Origin of the sequence: Guyparkeria hydrothermalis (assembly GCF_023555385.1) — a bacterium.
Taxonomy (GTDB): Bacteria; Pseudomonadota; Gammaproteobacteria; order Halothiobacillales; family Halothiobacillaceae; genus Guyparkeria; species Guyparkeria hydrothermalis_A.
This window is the reverse complement of record NZ_JAJSED010000001.1, coordinates 664627-684245: the sequence shown is the minus strand read 5'-3', so window position 1 is coordinate 684245 and position 19619 is coordinate 664627. Positions and strand designations below refer to the sequence as shown.

At 64.3% G+C, this 19619-nt stretch carries 12 protein-coding genes, 2 tRNA genes and 1 pseudogene; 7 read left to right on the top strand and 8 right to left on the bottom strand.

Annotated features, from left to right (window positions below; all coding sequences use genetic code 11):
* Positions 1-137: 137 nt before the first annotated feature.
* Both LV476_RS03240 and LV476_RS03235 read left to right on the top strand, forming a co-directional pair.
* Positions 138-2036 (top strand): DUF294 nucleotidyltransferase-like domain-containing protein, encoded by a 1899-nt coding sequence (locus LV476_RS03240; protein WP_250073314.1) that lies wholly within the window; start codon positions 138-140, stop codon positions 2034-2036.
* Positions 2036-2758 (top strand): 3'-5' exonuclease, encoded by a 723-nt coding sequence (locus tag LV476_RS03235; RefSeq protein WP_250073313.1) that lies wholly within the window; start codon positions 2036-2038, stop codon positions 2756-2758. Before LV476_RS03240 ends, LV476_RS03235 begins: the two co-directional genes overlap by 1 nt.
* 83 nt (positions 2759-2841) lie before the next feature.
* On the opposite strand, the gene LV476_RS03230 is transcribed toward LV476_RS03235, so the two are convergent.
* The 5 genes from LV476_RS03230 to prlC form a co-directional block, all read right to left on the bottom strand.
* Positions 2842-4512, bottom strand: coding sequence for a BCCT family transporter (locus LV476_RS03230; protein WP_250073311.1), 1671 nt, complete (start codon positions 4510-4512; stop codon positions 2842-2844).
* A 57-nt stretch (positions 4513-4569) separates the two neighbouring features.
* Positions 4570-4986 (bottom strand): universal stress protein, encoded by a 417-nt coding sequence (locus LV476_RS03225; RefSeq protein ID WP_250073309.1) that lies wholly within the window; start codon positions 4984-4986, stop codon positions 4570-4572.
* A 263-nt stretch (positions 4987-5249) separates the two neighbouring features.
* Positions 5250-5990 (bottom strand): tRNA (guanine(46)-N(7))-methyltransferase TrmB, encoded by a 741-nt coding sequence (gene trmB, locus LV476_RS03220; RefSeq protein ID WP_250073307.1) that lies wholly within the window; start codon positions 5988-5990, stop codon positions 5250-5252.
* Positions 5980-7062, bottom strand: a complete 1083-nt coding sequence (locus LV476_RS03215) for an AI-2E family transporter (protein ID WP_250073305.1) — start codon at positions 7060-7062, stop codon at positions 5980-5982. Before LV476_RS03215 ends, trmB begins: the two co-directional genes overlap by 11 nt.
* Positions 7059-9119: an oligopeptidase A gene (gene prlC, locus LV476_RS03210; RefSeq protein ID WP_250073295.1), complete on the bottom strand. Its 2061-nt coding sequence runs from the start codon at positions 9117-9119 to the stop codon at positions 7059-7061. The genes LV476_RS03215 and prlC overlap by 4 nt, the downstream gene beginning before the upstream one ends.
* Before the next feature lie 281 nt (positions 9120-9400).
* Here prlC and LV476_RS03205 point away from each other — a divergent pair, with 281 nt between their 5' ends.
* The 3 genes from LV476_RS03205 to LV476_RS03195 all read left to right on the top strand — a co-directional run bounded on the left by LV476_RS03205 (position 9401) and on the right by LV476_RS03195 (position 14692).
* Positions 9401-10252 (top strand): DUF305 domain-containing protein, encoded by an 852-nt coding sequence (locus LV476_RS03205; protein WP_250073292.1) that lies wholly within the window; start codon positions 9401-9403, stop codon positions 10250-10252.
* A gap of 208 nt (positions 10253-10460) precedes the next feature.
* Complete coding sequence (locus LV476_RS03200; protein ID WP_250073288.1) at positions 10461-11552, top strand: efflux RND transporter periplasmic adaptor subunit; 1092 nt, start codon at positions 10461-10463, stop codon at positions 11550-11552.
* A complete protein-coding gene (locus LV476_RS03195; RefSeq protein WP_250073279.1) occupies positions 11552-14692 on the top strand; it encodes an efflux RND transporter permease subunit in 3141 nt (1046 codons plus the stop codon). The genes LV476_RS03200 and LV476_RS03195 overlap by 1 nt, the downstream gene beginning before the upstream one ends.
* 47 nt (positions 14693-14739) lie before the next feature.
* Here the strand turns inward: LV476_RS03195 and LV476_RS03190 are convergent.
* From LV476_RS03190 to metG, 3 genes and pseudogenes are all read right to left on the bottom strand, one after another.
* A tRNA-Met gene (locus LV476_RS03190) sits at positions 14740-14816 on the bottom strand.
* Positions 14817-14945: 129 nt separating this feature from the next.
* Positions 14946-15022: transfer RNA gene (locus LV476_RS03185), tRNA-Met, on the bottom strand.
* Between the two features lie 149 nt (positions 15023-15171).
* A pseudogene (gene metG / locus LV476_RS03180) lies at positions 15172-17247 on the bottom strand (methionine--tRNA ligase); the annotation flags it as partial.
* Positions 17248-17492: 245 nt separating this feature from the next.
* Here metG and LV476_RS03175 point away from each other — a divergent pair.
* Both LV476_RS03175 and murB read left to right on the top strand, forming a co-directional pair.
* Positions 17493-18461, top strand: coding sequence for a glycosyltransferase family 9 protein (locus LV476_RS03175; protein WP_250073275.1), 969 nt, complete (start codon positions 17493-17495; stop codon positions 18459-18461).
* Positions 18458-19543, top strand: coding sequence for a UDP-N-acetylmuramate dehydrogenase (gene murB, locus LV476_RS03170; protein ID WP_250073274.1), 1086 nt, complete (start codon positions 18458-18460; stop codon positions 19541-19543). The genes LV476_RS03175 and murB overlap by 4 nt, the downstream gene beginning before the upstream one ends.
* The last annotated feature ends 76 nt before the right edge of the window (positions 19544-19619 follow it).

The following is a 19619-nucleotide window of genomic DNA, read 5'->3' as shown; positions in this document are numbered from 1 at the left end:
CGCTGAATCGAGGATCGTGCAAGGCGGGCTTCGGCCCGCCTTTTTTTGTGCCCGTTTTTCTCGAAAAACAGGGCGCAACTGCCACACTGTAGGGCAGAAACAATGATCCGAACGCCGGAGCCACGAGCGAGGGAATCATGGAAGCCGAAGTCCAGGAAATTCGGGAACACCTGAAGCGCTACCCGCCTTTCGACCGGCTGGAGTCGGAGTGGCTGGACCGGATCGCCGAGTCGGTCGAGGTGGCCTACTACCGCGATGGCACGATGATTCAGGAATATGGTGAACCCATCGACACCTTGCGTTACGTTCGCAGCGGTGCCGTCGAGGTCTACCGCCACAATGGCGAACTCTACAACCGGCTGAGTGAAGGCGATATTTTCGGTCAGACCGGGTTGCTGCATAAGCGACAGGTGCGATTCCCCGCCAAGGCTATCGAGGACACGCTTCTCTATCTGATCCCCGCCGCCGTGTTCGATCGCCTCAGCAACGAGGACGATCATTTCGCCGATTTCGTCGAGCTCTCTGGGCCCCGCCTGAAGGCGGCGGTCGAACAGAACGAGCGCGAGAACGACTTGATGGTCACCCGGGTGCGTCGGCTGTTGAGCCGTTCTCCCGTGACGATCGAGGAGACGGCCTCCGTTCGGGATGCCGCTCGGATGATGACCGAGAACTATGTCTCCTCGATCCTGTTGGCCGCACGAACGGACCAGAACGACGATCGGGCGTTCACCGGCGAGCAGGGCGATTACTGGCGTGTAACCGGCATACTGACCGACCACGATTTCCGAGTACGCGTTCTCGCCGCCGGCGGTTCTGCCGACACCCGACTGGCGGATATCAAGCACGAGCATCTGATCACGATCCAGTCGGAGGAATCGGTCTACGAGGCCATGCTGGCAATGCTGCGCAACAACGTGCACCACCTGCCGGTGTTGCACCGCCGCCGGCCTGTCGGGGTGGTGCATCTCTCGGACATCGTCCGCTACGAGACGCACAGCAGCCTTTACCTCGTCAGCAATATCTTCAATCAGAGCAGCGTGAAGGGCCTTGTGCGCCTGATGCCGGATGTGCGAGCGGCCTTCATCCGGTTGGTCGACGAAGGGGCGACCGCACAGATGATCGGCGAAGCCATGTCGAGCATCGGGCGCAGCCTGATCCGCCGACTGATCGAACTGGCCGAGGACGAATTGGGCCCGCCGCCGGTGCCGTACTGCTTTATGGTCAACGGATCGATGGCGCGGAACGATCAGTCCATCTCGACCGATCAGGACAATGCCCTGATTTTGGACGACTCGTTCGTCCCGGAACAGCATGATGCCTGGTTCGCAGCCCTGGCCAAGCGCGTCAGTGACGGACTGAATGCCTGCGGGTACCCGTACTGCGAGGGTGGCATCATGGCGACCAACGACAAGTGGCGGCAGCCACTGTCCGTCTGGCGCCGGTATTTCGAAGAATGGATCAATCAGCCGGATCCCGAGCGCCTTTTGCACAGCTCGATCTTTTTCGACCTCGAGCCGGTCTACGGGGAGGAACGGTTCGTTGAGCAGCTGCAGGACCGGATTGCGGAACGGGCCAGCCAAAGTCCGCTGTTCCTGGCGTCGATGGCGCGCAACGCGCTCAATCGGACACCCCCACTCGGGTTCTTCCGCACCTTCGTCATGGAGCAGGATGGCCGACACAACAATTCCATAAACATCAAACGCCGTGGCACGGCGCCGTTGATCGACGTAATCCGTGTGCATGCCCTGTCCGTGGGATCACGGTCGCAGAACTCGTTCGATCGCCTGGATGACATCACCCGGGCGGACACGTTGCCGGCCGGTCAGGCGGATCGGCTGCGCTATGCGCTGGAATTCCTGTCGATGGTGCGCATCCGGCACCAGGCACACGACCTCAAGCACCATCACGCGCCCGACAACAACATCGAGCCGGAAAACGTATCCGACGAAGAGCGCCATAACCTCAAGGATGCCTTCCAGGTACTGAGCAACGCGCAGAAATTCCTTCGCTTTCGTTATCCGATGCCGAATCGCTGATGGGACGAAGGAGAGCCAAAGCCGACGAGGCCGCTACGTGGCCGCGCTATTTCGCGGATCGTGCGAGCCGCTCACAGGATCCGGCCCTGCGTGCGTTCTATGAAGCCGGCATGCCGGATCCCGACACGCCGATCGGCGAGGTCGAGATGGTGGCGCTGGATTTCGAAACCACGGGGATGGACGTCCACCAGCACGCCATCGTTTCGGTGGGGCTCGTGCCGTTCACGCTGCAACGGATCCGTCCAGCCCAAGGGCACTACTGGGTGGTTCGTCCGCCACGGCCGCTGGATGAGGCGTCGATCCGTTTCCACCGCATCACCCATGCGGAAGTTTCAACGGCCCCGGAACTGGATACCATCCTGGATCGCCTCTTGTCGTTGCTCGCCGGGAAGGTCGTCGTGGTTCACTATCAGGGCATCGAGCGCCCGTTTCTTGACGCGGCCGTGCTGGACCGGCGCGGCGAGCGCTGCCTGTTCCCCCTGATCGACACCATGAACCTCGAGGCCCGGCAAGTCCGTCAGGGCTGGTGGCGACGCGTACAGACACTCCTCGGTGTGCCGCAGACCTCGATTCGGCTTGGCGATAGTCGGGCACGCTACGGCTTGCCGAGCTATTCGGCCCACCACGCCAAACTCGACGCCCTTGCGACAGCCGAACTCCTCCAGGCCCAGGTGGCGAAACACCATTCGCCAGAGACGCCGCTGGGTGATCTCTGGAGTTGATCCACCCGCCATAAAAAAGCCCCGCCGAAAGGCGGGGCTTTTTAGGTTCCGCCTGCCGCTCGTGTCGGCAGGGTATGAGCCGCTTACTTGGCTCGAGGCTCGCTCCACAGTCCCTTGACGATGGCGTAGCAGCCCACCAGCAGGACGAAGGTGAACGGCAAGCCTGCCGCCACCGCGGCCGACTGGAGGGCGGCGAGCCCGCCGCCGACCAGGAGGGCGATCGCAATGGCGCCCTCGATCACGCCCCAGAAGACACGCTGCGGCTTGGGTGCGTCGATCTTGCCGCCGGCGGTGATCGTATCGATGACCAGCGAACCGGAGTCCGAGGAGGTCACGAAGAACACGATGACCAGCACGATGCCGACGAACGAGGTGATCTCGGCCAGGGGCAGCTGGCTGAGCATCTCGAACAGCTTGACCGGCAGGTCGGCGTTCTGAATGCCCTCGAAGCCGGCTTGCGTCTGCTTGATCGCGGTGGTGCCGAAGGCGGTCATCCAGAGCACCGAAATAGTCGACGGCACCAGCAGCACGGCGGTGAGGAATTCGCGTACCGAGCGGCCACGGGAGACCCGTGCGATGAACATGCCGACAAACGGCGACCAGCTGATCCACCAGGCCCAGTAGAAGGTGGTCCAGCCCTGGCTGAAGTTCGCGTCCTCGCGCCCGAACGGGTTGGAGAGGAACGGCAGTTCGGCGAAGTACGAACCCAGGTTCTTGAAGAAGCCGGTCGCGATCAGCAGCGTCGGGCCGACGAAGATCACGAACATCAGCAGCAGGAACGCCAGCACCATGTTGATCTCCGACAGGCGCTTAACGCCCTTGTCGACACCGGCCACGATCGAGACGATGGCAACAGCCGTGATGCCGGTGATCAGCAGTACTAGCGTGGTGTTGCCACCGGGGATGTCGAACAGGTAACTCAGACCCGCCGATGCCTGCTGGGCGCCGATGCCAAGCGATGTCGCCAGGCCGAACAGGGTCGCGAATACCGCGAGGATGTCGACGATGTGGCCCGGCCAGCCCCAGATCCGCTCACCCAGGATCGGGTAGAACATGGAGCGGACGGTCAGCGGCAGGCCCTTGTTGTAGGCAAAGATCGCCAGCGACAGCGCGACGATGGCGTAGATCGCCCACGGGTGCAGGCCCCAGTGGAAGATCGTGGCCGCCATGCCGAGACTCATGGCTGCACCCTCGTCACCGGCGGCAGCACCCAGCGGCGCCCAGTCGGTCCGTGCGCCGTCTTCACCGACGCTGATGCCACCCAGGGAGGTGCCGTAGTGCGACATCGGCTCGGAAACGCCGTAGAACATCAGGCCGATGCCCATGCCCGCGGCAAACAGCATCGAGAACCAGCCCAGGTAGCTGAAGTCGGGCTTGGCGTTGGCCCCGCCGATGCGCACTTTGCCCAAGGGCGTGACGATCAGTACCAGGCACAGCAGCACGAAGATGTTGGCTGCCCCCAGGATGAACCAGGTCATGTTGTTGTTGATCCAGTCCTTCGCGGCGCCGAACCAGGCGGTCGACTGGTCCGGCAGGGCGAGCGACAGGATCACGAAGGCAAGGATCACCAGCGAGGAAAAGGCGAACACCGCACCGTGGATGTCGATGTTCACGCCCATCGGGGCGGCCTGGTAGTTGTCCTGACCGATCTTGTAGTCGGTGTTGATCAGGTTCGCGGCCCCTTCCGGCGCCGGTACGCCGACATCTTCGGCCTGCTGGTGTTTGTCCGGGGAATTTTCGGGTTTGTTGTCCACGAGATTCTCTCCGTTCGTTGGTTCTGGTTAGCGGAAACGGGTCGTATCGGTCTGGACTTACGGACGGACCAGGAATACCGATACGTTGGTGTGCGCTGCGACCTTGCTGCCGTTGGCAGGCATGATCGCGTCGATGTGATGCGGCAGATGAGTGCCCATCACCACGAGATCCGCTTCGACTTCCCCGATTGCCTTGAGGAGGATGTCGTCCAGATCCGTGACCGGATCGTGACTGTTGTAGACGCGCGCGCTCGGCTCCAGGCCGTTGTCGGGCGCGTGTTCGTGGGCGAACGCCTTGAGCTTCTGCTCGTACTCTTCCGGGGTCCGTGCCACCGAGCTCGGCTGCGACGTGGTCACGCCGACGTAGCAGAGTGCGGCGTGGTAGTGCTTCGCCATGTCGGCGGCGACGGTCAACGGTTTTTCCAGCGCCTCAAGATGGGCGAGGTCCACCGGCACCATTATCTTGTTGTACATGCATTGGCTCCTCTGTGAATCGGTTGCATGAACGGAATCGGCCGGATGTTTTTTGCCGCTGTAAATGCATCCTTCCTCGGACACAGTTCAGACCGAATGGAGTATAGGCACCAATATCGATGATTGTCCGAGGGCGGATTGCGGCGGTTTGCCTCGTCCAGCCTAACGTCATTGTCAAATCCGACGATTAACCGATGGGCCGGCACTGCCCTCCATTTGCGGTCCCATGGGAAATGAGCGGGATTATCGATGATTATCGACCGCTATCGTCCGGGACTGTCATCCCGGTCGTCCGGTAAGTGAGGAACGTCAATGGTTTCCAGACACCAGAGCGGTTGACCACTCGCCTGGTACTTGCGCTCGAACAGCGTCAGTGGGCGGGGCTGCGCCTCTAGAGTGCTCAGGCGTGTTTGTCGTCCATGGAACGCCAGCGCGATCGCCAGCTCCTCGAGGTAGATGCGCCAGTTGCTCCGCGATTCGATCCGACCGCCGAGGGCGACGAGGTCGGGAAAGACCGGGTGAGCGTGAAAGCGCCGCTTGAGGTGACGGGCCTTCGGCTCGGGATTGGGGTAAAGCAGGTAGTGTTGCGAGAGATGCCAGCCGGCCTGCCGCGCCAGTCGCCAGAAATCGACCAGGTCGGCGCGCGTGAGGAGGCAGTTGGGCGGCGTGTCGTCCCGCTGGCGAGCGAGGCGATCGGCGGAACGGTCGACGCCGACCACGAGGTGATCCGGGTAATGCCTCGCGAGCTCGCGCGTGCTGTCCCCGGTCCCGCAGCCCGAATCGAGGATCAGGGGGCGACCATCGTCCGCCACGCGTCGGGCGACGGTATCGAAGGCCGCACGGTTGTAGTCGGCAATCGGCTTGTCGAATTGCCCCTTTGCATGCCGTTGGAGTCGGGCGCGTAGCGCCTCGTGAGGGCCGGTCTGGCTGGATTCGACGCGGCGTGAATTGCCCGAGTCATCACGGCGCCCGGAATCCCGCCGCGGTGCTTGGTCAGCTGCCATGCCGCGAGGTGGTCTGATCCGAGGGGGCTCGGCGCACCCGGTCGCTCAAGAGGATGCCGGCCCAGCGGGTCTGCGGACTGGAATCGAGGGCGAGCTTGGCGATCATGGTCAGCGGCACGGCCAGCAGCATGCCCACCGGCCCGAACACCCATCCCCAGACCAGCAGCGAGATCAACACGATCACCGGCGACAGCCCGAGGCTGCGACCGAGCAGGCGCGGCTCCAGAATGCTGCCGATGCTGACATTGACTACCAAGTAGAGGGCGCCGACGAACAGGATGTCGATCGGCGAGCCGCCGACGATGGTCACCAGCAATGCGGGAACCGCGGCAATGAACGAACCGATGGTGGGGATGAAATTGAGCAGGCCGGCAACGATGCCCCACAGGATGGCGAAATCGATTCCGAGCCAGCTCAACCCCGCACCCACGAGCAGACCGGTGAGCACGCTCGCCCCGGTCTTGATCAGCAGGTAGCGGTAAACCGAGCGCAGGAACCGGCGCGTGCGGACACGGGCGCGCCGCCGTCCGGGAAACGCTGCCTCGAGCTTCTCGGCCAGCGTGCGTTCCTCCAGCAGCAGGAACATGAATGCCAGCAGGACAAGCAGCGTGCTGGCCGTAAACTGACCGAGGCCGGTGGCAATGCCGGTGGCCGTCCCGGTAATGGTGCTGGTCTGCGGCAGGGGCAGGCGGTCCGGCAGCAGCTCGGGGGGCGCGCCGCGTTCGGCGAGCATGGTGCGAAGTTGCTCCAGCCAACCAGCGAGCTTGGCCTGGTAGGCCGGCGCCTGGTTTGCAAGGCTCTCGGCCGCCCCCTGCAGGGCGAGAAACAGAAGGAAGAATGCCAGGCCTACCAGCGAGAACAGCACCAGGATCGAGATGATCCCCGGCACGCCGTGGCGCTGCATCCACGCCAGCGGCGGGGCACTGATGATCGCGAGGAAGGCCGCGAGCAGAAACGGTGTGACGATATGGCTGACGGTCTGCAGGCCCGCGAGCAGGATGAACACGGCGGCCCCGCCGACGAGCCATTGCAGGGCACCGGCTTTCTGCGACCGATCGGCGATCAGGTTCACGCGTGATTCTCCGTCGAGGCCTTGATGCCGTGCTGACGGAGCAGCGGTTCGATGCTCGGTTCCCGACCGCGGAAGGCCTTGAACAGGGCCATCGGGTCTTCGCTACCGCCACGCTCGAGAATGTGGACGAGGAAATCCGCGCCCGTGCGCTCGTTGAACACGCCGTCTTCCTCGAAGCGCGACCAGGCATCGGCGGAGAGCACCTCGGCCCACTTGTAGCTGTAGTAACCGGCTGCGTAGCCACCGGCGAAGATGTGTGCAAAACCGTGCTGGAAGCGGTTGTAGGCCGGCGGGTGCATCACCGCGACCGAACGCCGGACCTCGTCGAGCGTCTCCTGGATGCGCGCGCCGGTGGCCGGATCGTAGTCCTGGTGAAGCAGCAGGTCGAACAGCGAAAATTCTAGCTGTCGAACCATCTGCATGCCGGCCTGGAACTGGCGTGATGCCCGAAGCCGCTCGAATAGTTCCTGCGGCAGGGGTTCGCCGGTCTCGTGGTGGCGCGCGAACAGGTCGAGCGCCTCGCGCTCCCAGCACCAGTTCTCAAGGAACTGGCTGGGCAGCTCGACCGCATCCCAGGCGACACCGCTGATACCGGCGACGCTGGCGGCTTCCACCTGCGTGAGCAGATGGTGAAGGCCGTGGCCGAACTCGTGGAACAGGGTGGTGACCTCGTCATGGGTCAGCAGCGACGGCTTGCCATCAACCGGCGGAGTGAAGTTGCAGGTCAGAAACGCCGCCGGCTGCTGGATGCTGCCATCGGGTAGACGGCGGCGCTGAATCGCCCCGGCCATCCAGGCTCCGCCACGTTTGTGCGGTCGGGCGTACAGGTCGAGGTAGAAGCGACCCCGCGGTCGGCCGTCACGGTCCTCGATCTCGAAGAAGCGCACATCGTGGTGCCAGGTGGGCACGTCGGTGCGCTCGCGGACCCGAATGCCGAACAGTCGTCCGACCACGGCGAACAGGCCGTCGACCACCCGGTCGGCCGGGAAGTAGGGCTTGATCTGCTCCTGGGAAATGTCGAAGCGCGCTTCACGCAGCTTCTCGGCGTAGAAGGCGACGTCCCAGGGGCGAAGCGCATCCGGCCCGCCGCTTTCCCGTGCGAATGCTTCAAGCTCGCCGAGCTCCTGACGCGCCCGCGGCACGGCCTGGTCGGCCAGATCCTGCAGGAAGCCCAACACCTGTGCCGGGTCGGAGGCCATCTTGGTGGCCAGCGAACGCTGGGCGTAGTTGTCGAAACCCAGCAGCTGCGCGAGTTCGTGACGGATGGCCAGAATACGGTCCATCACCGGACCGTTGTCCCATTCGCCGGCGTGCGGGCCGACATCCGAAGCCCGGGTGACGAACGCCTCGTAGAGAGTCTCGCGCAGCGAACGGTCTTCGGCATGTGTCATCACGGCCAGAAAGCTCGGCATCTCGAGCGTCACCCGCCAACCGGACTGGCCGTCACGGTCGGCGGCGGCACGGAACATGGCACGCGCCGACTCGGGCAGGCCGGCCAGTCGGCTCTCGTCGTCAATGTCCAGTGACCAGGCGTTGGTGGCATCGAGCAGGTTGTTGGCGAAGCGGGTGGTAAGTTGCGACAGCTCGCTCTTGAGCGCCTTGTAGCGCTCCTTGTCGCTCGGCGGGAGATCGACACCGGCGAGGCGGAAATCACGCAGGGCGTTGTCGACGACCCGACGCTGCTCGACGGAAAGCTCGCTGAAGTCATCGCGTTCGCTCACGGCGCGATAGGCGGCGAACAGTGCCTCGTTCTGTCCGAGCTCGGTGGCGTAGTCCGACAACTTCGGCAGACAGGCTTCGTAGGCCTGTCGGAGCTCCGGGGTGTTGACCACCGCGTTCAGGTGGCTAACTGGCGACCAGGCCCGGTCGAGACGGTCGTCGAGGGCTTCCATCGGCGCGACGAAATTGTCCCAGCTAAAGGGCGCGCCCTGGTCGAGACGCTCGGCGACTGCGCGGCGGTTGTCGGCGAGTATTCGGTCGATCGCCGGCTCGATGTGTGCCGGTTCGATGCGGTCGAAGGCGGGCAGGTCGGGGGTATCGAGCAGGGGATTGGACATTCTCGGCTCTCGGCGCATTGGATGGTAAGTCGGGATTCGTTGAACCCGGCAGGTTAGCATTTTCGCCCACGATCGGGCGGACCGGGCGGGGTGACACTGCCAGCGTTACGCATACGTAAGTTCGGGCTTGGGAACAGGCTGTGCTTCAGGCGGTCTACCGCGAAGGCGTGCTTCACACGGACAGCCCCATTAGGCCTGATGGCCTAGGCTGTAAGCGCGGTCGGCGCTTTTGGTCCAAGGCGTTGAGCTCGCTGTCGTCACCGATTGAAAGGAGGCCCTCCATGTCCTATGTGCGTTTCGGCCTGATGATCCTCACCTCGACCGTGGTGATGTTCATCCTGATGTACCTGAACACCTACGCCTGGGAGCATCTCTTCTTCTCGGAGACACGGACCTACATGGCGATCATGATGGGCGCCACCATGGCCGTCATCATGCTGGCCTACATGCTGGGCATGTACTCCAACAAGCGGTTGAATGTCGCCATATTCCTGGGCGCGATCGTGGTTTTTGGTGCGATGCTCTGGCTCGTTCGCAGCCAGGCCACCGTCAGCGGCGAGAGCTACATGCGCGCGATGATTCCGCACCACTCCATCGCGGTGATGACGTCCGAGCGCGCTCAGATTCGTGACGCGCGAGTGGAAAAGCTTGCCCGCGAGATCACGGATGCACAGCGCAAGGAGATTGCCGAGATGCGATACCTCATTGCGGACGTTTCCCGCGGCAACGTGGTGGACGACATCTACCGTGATCCGCCGGCCAAGGTCGGCACGATGGAGACCGTCCTTTCGAATACCCTGCTCGAAGGGATGGATCTCGCGCAACTGCCCAAGAGCGAAGCACAGCAGGCACTCCAATCCGTGCCGGCATGTCGGTTCAAGCGCAGCCCCGAGTCCGAACCGATTCTCTGGGTGGGAGAGCAAGGCCCCGCCGCGGTCAAGCTGAACGGTGTCATCGTGCCGCTCGAGCCGGAAGGGCAGGAGGGCGCGTTTTCCGCGCCGGGCATCTCCGTGAACGTGAAGCCCTTGGGCAACGACAAGGACTGGCGATCCGACTCGGAACTGGTCTTCGAACTCGAGCAGGGCCTCACCGCCGGCTATCGAGGATTCTACGAATGCAGTGAACAGTCGTGATATCGACCGAATAACTCCGGTCGCTGGGCACGCACCGCTAGCCCGTTGGCCCGTACTGAGCGAGGGTCGACGGGTTTTTTGTGGTGAACTCCCGGCACGGGTGGCAGCAAGGCCGGGCGCTGGACTAGGCTTGATGCGATTGAACGCATGTTGCCCGATGGGATAGGAGCGCCTATCCCGCCGCGACACGGAGGAGTCTCCCGCCATCATGATCACGCCCGTTTCCCCGAAAACCGCCCGGCTGGCCATGCTGTTGGTCGGGTTGTCTCTTCTCGGGCAGCCTCCGGTCGACGCGGCAAGTCCGCCCCAGGTGGTCGTCGAGACGGCCCAGCGCACGGAAATCGTCGAGGTCGTGACTCTCGACGGAACAGTCAGAAGCCTGCATGAAGCCGAGCTGTCCGTGCAGATCGGCGGGTTGGTGGATGGCGTGTTCGTCGATGCGGGCGATCAGGTCGTCGCCGGCACCCCGTTGCTCGAACTGGATTCGGAGCTTGAACGACTCGCCTTGGATGAGCTTGAGGCCCAGCGACGTGAAGCCACAGCGGCCCGTCGCGAGGCCGCTCGCCGGCTACGTGAGGCCCGTTCGGTCGGAGCGGGGCGCCATATTGCCGAGACCGAAGTGCAGGCACGTGCCGCGTCACTTGCGCAGGCCGACGCCCGGGAGTCGCGCCTGAACGCCGCGGTGGCCCGAGGTGAAGCCCGCGTGGCGAAGTTGCGTGTCGACGCCCCTTTCGACGGGGTCATCGTCACTCGCCAGGCCGAGCGCGGCGAGTGGGTGGATCCGGGCGACCCGCTGTTCGTGCTCGTCGACCTGGACGTTATCCGACTGGATTTCCCGGTGCCGCAACGCTTCCACGGGCTGCTCGGCGACGAGGCGGAGCTTGCCTATCGGCCGGATGACGGCAGCGCCGCGGGCTGGAGCGAAGCGAGGATCGCGACCGTAGTGCCGGTAACGGACTCCACCGATCGGACCTTCCTGGTGCGCGGTGAGCCCGAGGTCAACCAGACGCTACTGCCGGGGATGGCGGTGGAAGGTCGACTGCGGTTGCCCACCGGGCGTCACGGCCTGACCGTGGCACGTGATGCCGTGCAACGCTACCCTGACGGACGCACCACTGTCTGGATCGTCACCGGTGACGGCGACACGGTCGCCGAACGGTCGGTGACGCTGTCCGGTGGCTTCGATGAACGTGTCATCGTGACGCGCGGTATCGAGCCCGGCGCGGCCGTCGTGGTCAAGGGCAACGAGGCGTTGTCCGAGGGGATGACGGTTCGTCCGACGGATGAGGAAACACACTGATGTTCGCGGCCATCGCACGCCACGGCACGCTCGTGGCGGTGATCACGCTGATCGTGGCCATTCTGGGCGCGGTTGCCGCACTGCGCATCCCGGTGCAGATGATCCCGGATCTCGACGTTCGGACCATCACGGTCGAGACACGCTGGCCCGGTGCCACGCCCCAGGACATCGAGAAAGAGATCCTCATCGAGCAGGAGCGTTACCTGCGCACCATTCCGGCGCTGGCGGAACTCAACGCGACGGCGACGAGCGACCGGGCCGAGATCGAGCTGGAATTCCCCTACGGCACCGATATCACCGAGGCGTTGATCGAGGTGAACAACGCCTTGAGTCAGGTACCCGACTATCCGCGCAATGTCGACGAACCGCGCATTGCCGCCACCTCGTTCTCCTCCAACGCCTTCATGTACTTCCGTGTGTCGACCCTGCCGGACAATCCGCGAGGTCTCGAGATCGACCTGATGCGCGATTTCGTCAACGACGAAGTCAGGCCGCGCATGGAGAGCGTGCCGGGCGTCTCGGAGGTCACCTTGCGCGGCGGCACCGAGCGCCAGATGCAGATCCACGTCGACGAACGGCAGCTCGCCCGGCGCGGCCTGACGCTGATCGACCTTCGAGATGCCATTCGTGCGCGCAACCAGGACATCTCCGGTGGCGAAGTCGATGCCGGCAAGCGCCGCTACCTGTTGCGCACCGTCGGCCGCTTTGCCACGGCCGAGGAGCTCGAGCAACTCGTCATTACCCGGCGCGGCGACAGCGTGATCCGTCTGGGTGATGTCGCCCGGGTCGAGCAGGGCGGGGCGAGGCAACGCTCGCTGGCATTCGTTAACGGCGAGAAGGTAATCGGTCTGCAGGTGCGCCGCGAGAGCGGCTCAAACGTGATCGACATCAAGCACGGCATGCTCGCCGAGGTCGAAGGCATCAACGCCGAGATTCTCGAACCGGCCGGCATGCAGCTCGAGCTCAATACCGACGATGCGCGTTACGTCGAGGCGTCGATCCGGAATGTCTGGACCAACCTCGGCATCGGGGCGGCGTTCGCCACCCTGGTGATGTACCTGTTCCTTCGATCCGGGCGGGCGACCCTGATCGGGGTGGTGGGCATCCCGTTGTGCGCGATTGCCGCATTCCTGGGACTGATGGTCACCGGCCGGACGATCAACGTCATCTCGCTGGCCGGTGTCGCCTTCGCGATCGGCATGACGGTGGACAACACCATCGTGGTGCTGGAGAACATCGAGCGGTTGCGCCGAGGCGGCATGGAGCGGTTCGAGGCCGCCGTGCAGGGCGTGCGCGAGGTCTGGCCGGCGGTACTGGCCTCTACCTCCACCACCGTTCTGGTGTTCCTGCCAATCCTGTTCATCCAGGAGGAGGCCGGTCAGCTGTACTCGGATGTGGCCATCGCGATCGCTTCGGCGATCATCGCCTCGATGCTTGTGGCCATCACGCTGGTCCCCACCCTCGGTGCCCGACTGGCATTCGGTCGTTCGGCTTCGCCGCGTGACGGAGAGCCAGGTTGGCACGGGGCGCTCCAGTCGATGATCCGTGCCCTGATCTCGGCGCCGTGGCGGCGGGGGGTGACGATGGCTGTCGTGCTCGGGGTGAGTGCGGCGATCGTGATCTTCCTGACACCACCGGCCGAATATCTGCCGGAGGGCGAGGAGCCCAAGACCTTCGCCACCATGAGCGCGCCGCCGGGGTACAGCCTCGAGGAAATGCGAGGGATCGCTCAGCAGGTCGAGGATCACCTCGTTCCGGCGGTCCAGGCCGATGCCGCGGCCTTCGAAAACGGTGAGACGCCGGTGCCCCCGATCCGCATGATGGTGCTGCTGGTCCAGCCCACGAACCTGCGCGTGATCGCCGAGACGATCGACCCGAACCACATCGAAGCCCTGATGGACGAGATCACGCGGTTCTACGAGCAGTTCCCGGGCATGCGCGCCTTCGCGGCCAAGGGGTCGATCATTTCCAGCAACGATGGCGGCACGCGCAGTATCAGTCTCGATATCGCCGGGTCGGATCTGGTCGATATCTACCGTGTCGCGCGACGGGCCTACACACGGGCCGAGACGATCTTCGACCAGCCGCGCATCCAGACGAGACCGTCGACGCTGGAACTGGCGCAACCGTTGGTCGAGATCCGGCCCGACTGGGATCGGGCAGCGGAACTGGGGCTCGGCCTCGAGGCGATCGGCTTCACGGTATCGGCGTTGACCGAGGGCGCCTACGTCGACGATTTCTTCCTCGACGACGACAAGATCGATATCTACCTCTACGGCGCCGGCGGTCGCGACCCCCGCCTGGCACGGCTGGACGAGATCCTGATCAAGAGCCCGCGCGGGCCGAGCCTGCCACTTTCGAGCGTCGCGGATATCGAGACGACCGTCGATACCAGCATCGTCCGCCGCGTCGATGGCAAGCGGATGGTGACCCTGGACATCATTCCGCCCGAATCGGTGGCGCTGGAGACGGGCGTGCAACGGGTGCGCGACGAGTTGGTCGGCGAGATGCGCGCCGCCGGCGAGATTCCCGCCGGAGTGACGTTATCCCTTTCGGGGGCGAGCGATCAGCTCGATGCCACGCGCGAGGCGCTCGCCGGCAATTTCGTGATTGCGCTGGCGATCATCTACCTGCTTCTGGTCGCGATCTTCACCCACTGGCGCTATCCACTTTTGATCATGACCGCGATCCCCTTGGGCATCGCCGGCGGCATCGCGGGATTGGCGTTGATGAATCTGGTCGGCAAGTTGCTGCCGCTTGTCGGCCTGCCGGCGATCAGCCAGCCCTTCGACATGATCACGATGCTGGGCTTTCTGATCCTGATGGGCACGGTGGTCAACAACCCGATTCTGCTGGTCGAACAGGCGCGGCGCAGCCTGGCGGAGGAAAGCGATGCGGTTTCGGCCGTGATGCACGCCGTTTCGGTGCGCCTGCGCCCGATCGTGATGACGACGCTGACCACGTTGAGCGGCCTGTCGCCGCTGGTGCTGATTCCGGGGGAGGGTACCGAGCTGTACCGGGGGGTGGGCGTGATCGTGATGTTCGGTCTGCTCGGTGCGGCCGTGGTGACCCTGACGTTCCTGCCGGCACTGACCGCCAGCGTGCTCGCCGTGGTCAATCGACGGGCCCCGTCCAGCTGAACCGCAAAAAAAAGCCCCGAAGCGGTGCCTCGGGGCTTTTTTCGATCTGGTTGCGGGAGCAGGATTCGAACCTGCGACCTTCGGGTTATGAGCCCGACGAGCTACCGGACTGCTCCATCCCGCGTCTGGTATGGCGCGCATTGTACGCAGCGCCGGTAGTCTGTCAAGGGAAATTCAACCGGCGAAGCCCTTGGTAGAAAGCCATTGGTGGCGGCAATAAAAAACCCCGGCGGATGCCGGGGTCTTTTCGATCTGGTTGCGGGAGCAGGATTCGAACCTGCGACCTTCGGGTTATGAGCCCGACGAGCTACCGGACTGCTCCATCCCGCGTCTGGTATGGCGCACATTATACATGGATGACGGCATTTGTCATCCCGGCATCCACAATATTCGGCTTCCATAGGCATCAGTGAACCCGTCCAACAAAAACGCCCCAGGCCGGCGGCGTGGGGCGTTCGGGAAACCGATCGGGGCGGTCGTTACTTCACGCGCGTGCCCGGCGTGGCTCCTTCATCCGGCGAGAGGATGTGAAGGTCGGAGCCACCGGAGCCGGCGGCGAGAACCATGCCCTCGGAGAGGCCGAACTTCATCTTGCGCGGCGCGAGGTTGGCGACCATCACGGTGTGTCGACCCACGAGGGAGGCCGGGTCGTAGGCGGCCTTGATGCCGGCGAACACCTGTCGCGGGCGCTCCTCGCCGATGTCGAGCGACAGGCGCAGCAGCTTGTCCGCCCCCTCGACGTGATCCGCTTCGAGGATCTTCGCGATCCGCAGGTCGACGGCGCCGAACTGCTTGATGTCGATGGTCTCGGCAATCGGCTCTATCTCGCGCTTTTCGGCCTTTTTCGCCGGCGCGTTACCACCAGCCTTGGCCTTCGCCTCGTCGGCGGCATCCTGCTTAGCTGCCTTGAGCAGGGCCTCGAGCGAGGATTCCTCGATGCGCTGCATCATCGGCTTGAACTTGTTGATCTGGTGGTCCAGCAGCGGTTCGGACAGCCCCTGCCAGCTGAGCGCTTCGATATTGAGGAACTCGGCGGCCTTGGCGGCCAGCTTTGGCAGTACCGGCGAGAGGTAGGTCATCAGCACGGCGAAGGCGTTGATGCCGTCGGTGCAGATCGATTGCACCTCGTCGCGGGTGGCCTCGTCTTTGGCCAGTACCCACGGCTTGCGCTCGTCGATGTACTGGTTGGCCCGGTCGGCCAGCGCCATGATCTCGCGCATCGCGGCCGAGTATTCGCGGCGCTCGTAACGCTCGGCGATGCCGGCGGCCGCCTCGGTCATTTCGCGATGCAGTTCCGGGCGCTCGAGCGCGTCGGCCAGCCGGCCGTCGAAGTGCTTCTTGATGAAACCCGCGCAGCGGCTGGCGATATTGACCACCTTGCCTACCAGATCGGCATTCACCCGGTAGCGGAAGTCCTCGAGATTGAGGTCGATGTCGTCGATGCCTGAACCCAGCTTGGCGGCGAAATAATAGCGCAGCGCCTCGGGATCGAGGTGTTCGAGGTAGGTCTTGGCCTTGATGAAGGTGCCGCGCGATTTGCTCATCTTCTCGCCGTTGAGGGTGAGAAAGCCGTGCGCGTGGATCGCGTCGGGGGTGCGCATGCCGGCACCCATCAGGGTCGCGGGCCAGAACAGGGTGTGGAAGTAGGCGATGTCCTTGCCGATGAAGTGCACCAGCTCGGTGTCGGCATCCTTGCCCCAGAAGGCATCGAAGTCCAGCCCTTCGCGGCGGGCCAGCTCGATGAACGAGCCGATGTAGCCGATCGGCGCGTCCAGCCAGACGTAGAAGAACTTGCCCGGCGCGCCCGGGATCTCGAAGCCAAAGTAGGGCGCATCGCGCGAGATGTCCCACGACTGCAGGCCGGACTCGAACCACTCGTTGAGCTTGGCCTTGATCGAGGGCTGGACCTCGGCCTCGTCGAGCCAGGTCTTGAGCCGGTCGCCGATCTTGGGCAAGTCGAAGAAATAGTGCTCCGAATCGCGCTCGACCGGCGTGGTCCCGGAGAGGACCGACTTCGGGTTTTTGAGCTCGGTCGGCGAATAGGTCGCCCCGCAGGCCTCGCAGTTGTCGCCGTACTGGTCGTCCGAGCCGCACTTGGGGCAGGTGCCCTTGATGAAGCGATCCGGCAGGAACATCTGCTCAGTCTCGTCGAAGGCCTGCTTGATGGTCTTACGACTGATCAGACCAGCGGCATCGAGCTTGCCGAAGATCTCCTCGGCCATGCGTCGGTTGTCGTCGGTATGCGTGCTGCCGAAGTTGTCGAAGCCGATGCCGAAGCCGTCGAAATCCGCCTCGTGAAGCTGGTGGATCTTCGCGATCAGCTCCTCGGGCGTGATCCCTTCCTGCTTGGCGCGCAGCATGATCGGGGTGCCGTGGGTGTCGTCGGCACAGACGTAGCGGCAGTCGTTGCCGAACAGCTTTTGCGCGCGCACCCAGATATCCGTCTGGATGGTCTCGATGATGTGCCCGAGGTGAAGGGGGCCGTTGGCATAGGGCAGGGCGGAGGTAACGAGAATCCGGCGTTGGTTGTCCATGCGGGTCCGAGTTTCCGTGAACGTTGTGACTGGCCGGGACGCTGTGGGCCGCGCGAAGCGGCGATCCCGGGGGCGGCATTGGTGATTCGAGGCGCGGCAGTTTAGCATGCAGGCTCGTCCTGGATTCCGATCCCTCGAGCAACCGAGCGTTACCGTCCACGGGAGCGCATGCATGCCAGCGGCCGGGATGGCCGCGCGTATCGCGCATCGCCGGGAACGGAGTCGCAGGCAACGGCACTGGTTTTCTTTTCAGGACCTCCGACCGCATGCGTATCGCGATAGTCGCCCCCGACCTCCCGGACGAGGTCATCCCGACGTTCCCCGCCCTTACCGACGCCGTTCGTGCCCGTCCCGGCCTTGCGTTCAGTGTCATCACTGGTCCCAAGGCCGCGGCCTGGTTTCGTCGTCACCCGGCGGTCGATGATGTCGTGACCTTCGATATCGACCAACTGACCGCTTCACGCTGGACGCCCAAGGGGTGGCGCGTGTCGCGTGCATGGAAGGAGATCGTGCGCGATCACCCGCAGCTGAACGAGGCTGAGTACGTGATCGATCCCTATGGCGAGGCGGAGACGCTCGCGGTCACCAAGCGGTTTGATGCCACCTCCGTGGGCGTCGCGCGACCGTCGAAGGGCAAGATGCCCACTCGCCAGCCATACAACTCGCAGTACCCGATTCCCGACGATCTGCACCGTGTCCAGGCCGTGCGGGTGTTGCTCGCCGCGGTGCTCGAGTATTCCCTGCACGACCTCAACCCCGACTACGGCCTGTCGATCGAGGCCGAGCCGGTAGTGACCGATCTTCTTATCGATCTCGACGCGCTGCCGTTCGAGTCCGATAGCGTCGAGCTGATCCGTCGTCGACTGGACGAGACGGGCGTCAGCATCGACGACGTCGATGCAGAACCACCGCAGGATGCGGCCGAGTGGCAGCGCCGGCTGACGCAGAGCCGGTATGTTCTGACGGGCAACAACCTGACCGGTTGGCTGGCTGCCGCGCTGGGCATCCCGGGGGTATGCGTCTGTCCGCCGGACGAGGCGAAGACCCGCGGGGTGATCACGACACGCCGATCGAAGCAGAAGCTGATCAATGTCGACCATCCGCCGATGAACCAGCCCGAGATCGTGGTCGAGTCGATCATCCAGGTGATAACGCATGGCGAGGCGCCGATCGAGCTCCCCGAGGAAACCACGGCGGCGAACGAAGACGAACCGGTCGATGGTCGCGATGAATGAAGGCCACTGACTCGAGTCGTACGCCGGCCGCCTGGGAGTGGCACAACGACATGCCGCTGGAAAACACGCTGCGGCTTCCGGCGCGCGCCTCGCGAGCACTGATCCTCAACCGCGTTGACCCCGAAACGCTCGAGCAGCCCGAAGTGGCAAGTTGGCTCGCCGATCCGGCGACCCGGATCTTCGGTGGCGGATCGAACGTGGTGTTCGTCCGATCGCAGGTCGAGCGCACCGTCCGTGTGGCGGCGTCTCGCTGGTGGGTCGAGAGCGAAGACGCCGACCAGGTCGATCTCGTCGCCGAGGCGGGTCTGGGATTGGATGCCCTGGTTCGAGAGACGGCCGCACGGGGCTGGTTCGGTCTCGAGGCGCTTGCCGAGATACCGGGGACTGTTGGGGCCGCACCGATGCAGAACGTCGGCGCCTACGGCGTCGAATTGGGTGATCGTGTTCGCTGGGTGGACGCTTGGGATCGTCACGAAGGTGCCGTCCGGCGCCTGGAGCGCGATGCTTGCGATTTCCGTTACCGCGACAGTCGTTTCAAGACCGAGTCGGGGCGTTGGCTGATCCTGCGGGTCGGGCTGAGACTCTCCGCCAAGCCTCCGGCGGACTGGCCGCCCACCGCCTATCCCGGCCTTGCCGAGGCGGTGGCCGCATGGCAGGACAAGGAAGGCCGCCCCCCGGCGGCGATGTCGCCGCTGGCATACGCCCAGATGATCACCCGGGTTCGTCTGGCGAAGCTGCCGGACTGGCGGGCGGGGTTGCCGGGCAGTGCCGGCAGCTTTTTTCACAACCCCGTCGTGTCGACCCTCCGTGCACAGGCATTGGCCGATCGCTGGCCGGGAATGCCGCAATTCCCGGTCGAGGGCGGAATCAAGATCCCGGCCGGGTGGTTGATCGAACAGGCGGACCTGCGGGGGTATCGCGACGGGGCAGTCGGCGTGTCGGAACGCCACGCACTGGTGCTGCAACACTACGGCGGGGCGACTGGCGAGACGTTTCTTCGGTTCGCGGAATACGTGCGGGACCGGGTGCGGACGCTTTTCGACATCGAGCTGATCGTCGAGCCCGAGTGCGTGACGGATTGATGTCTTCCGACGCGGTGTGCCACGCAAGCGCTCTGCCTTCTGTCCAGCAATGCATCAGCCCCCTCAGGGGAGGTGG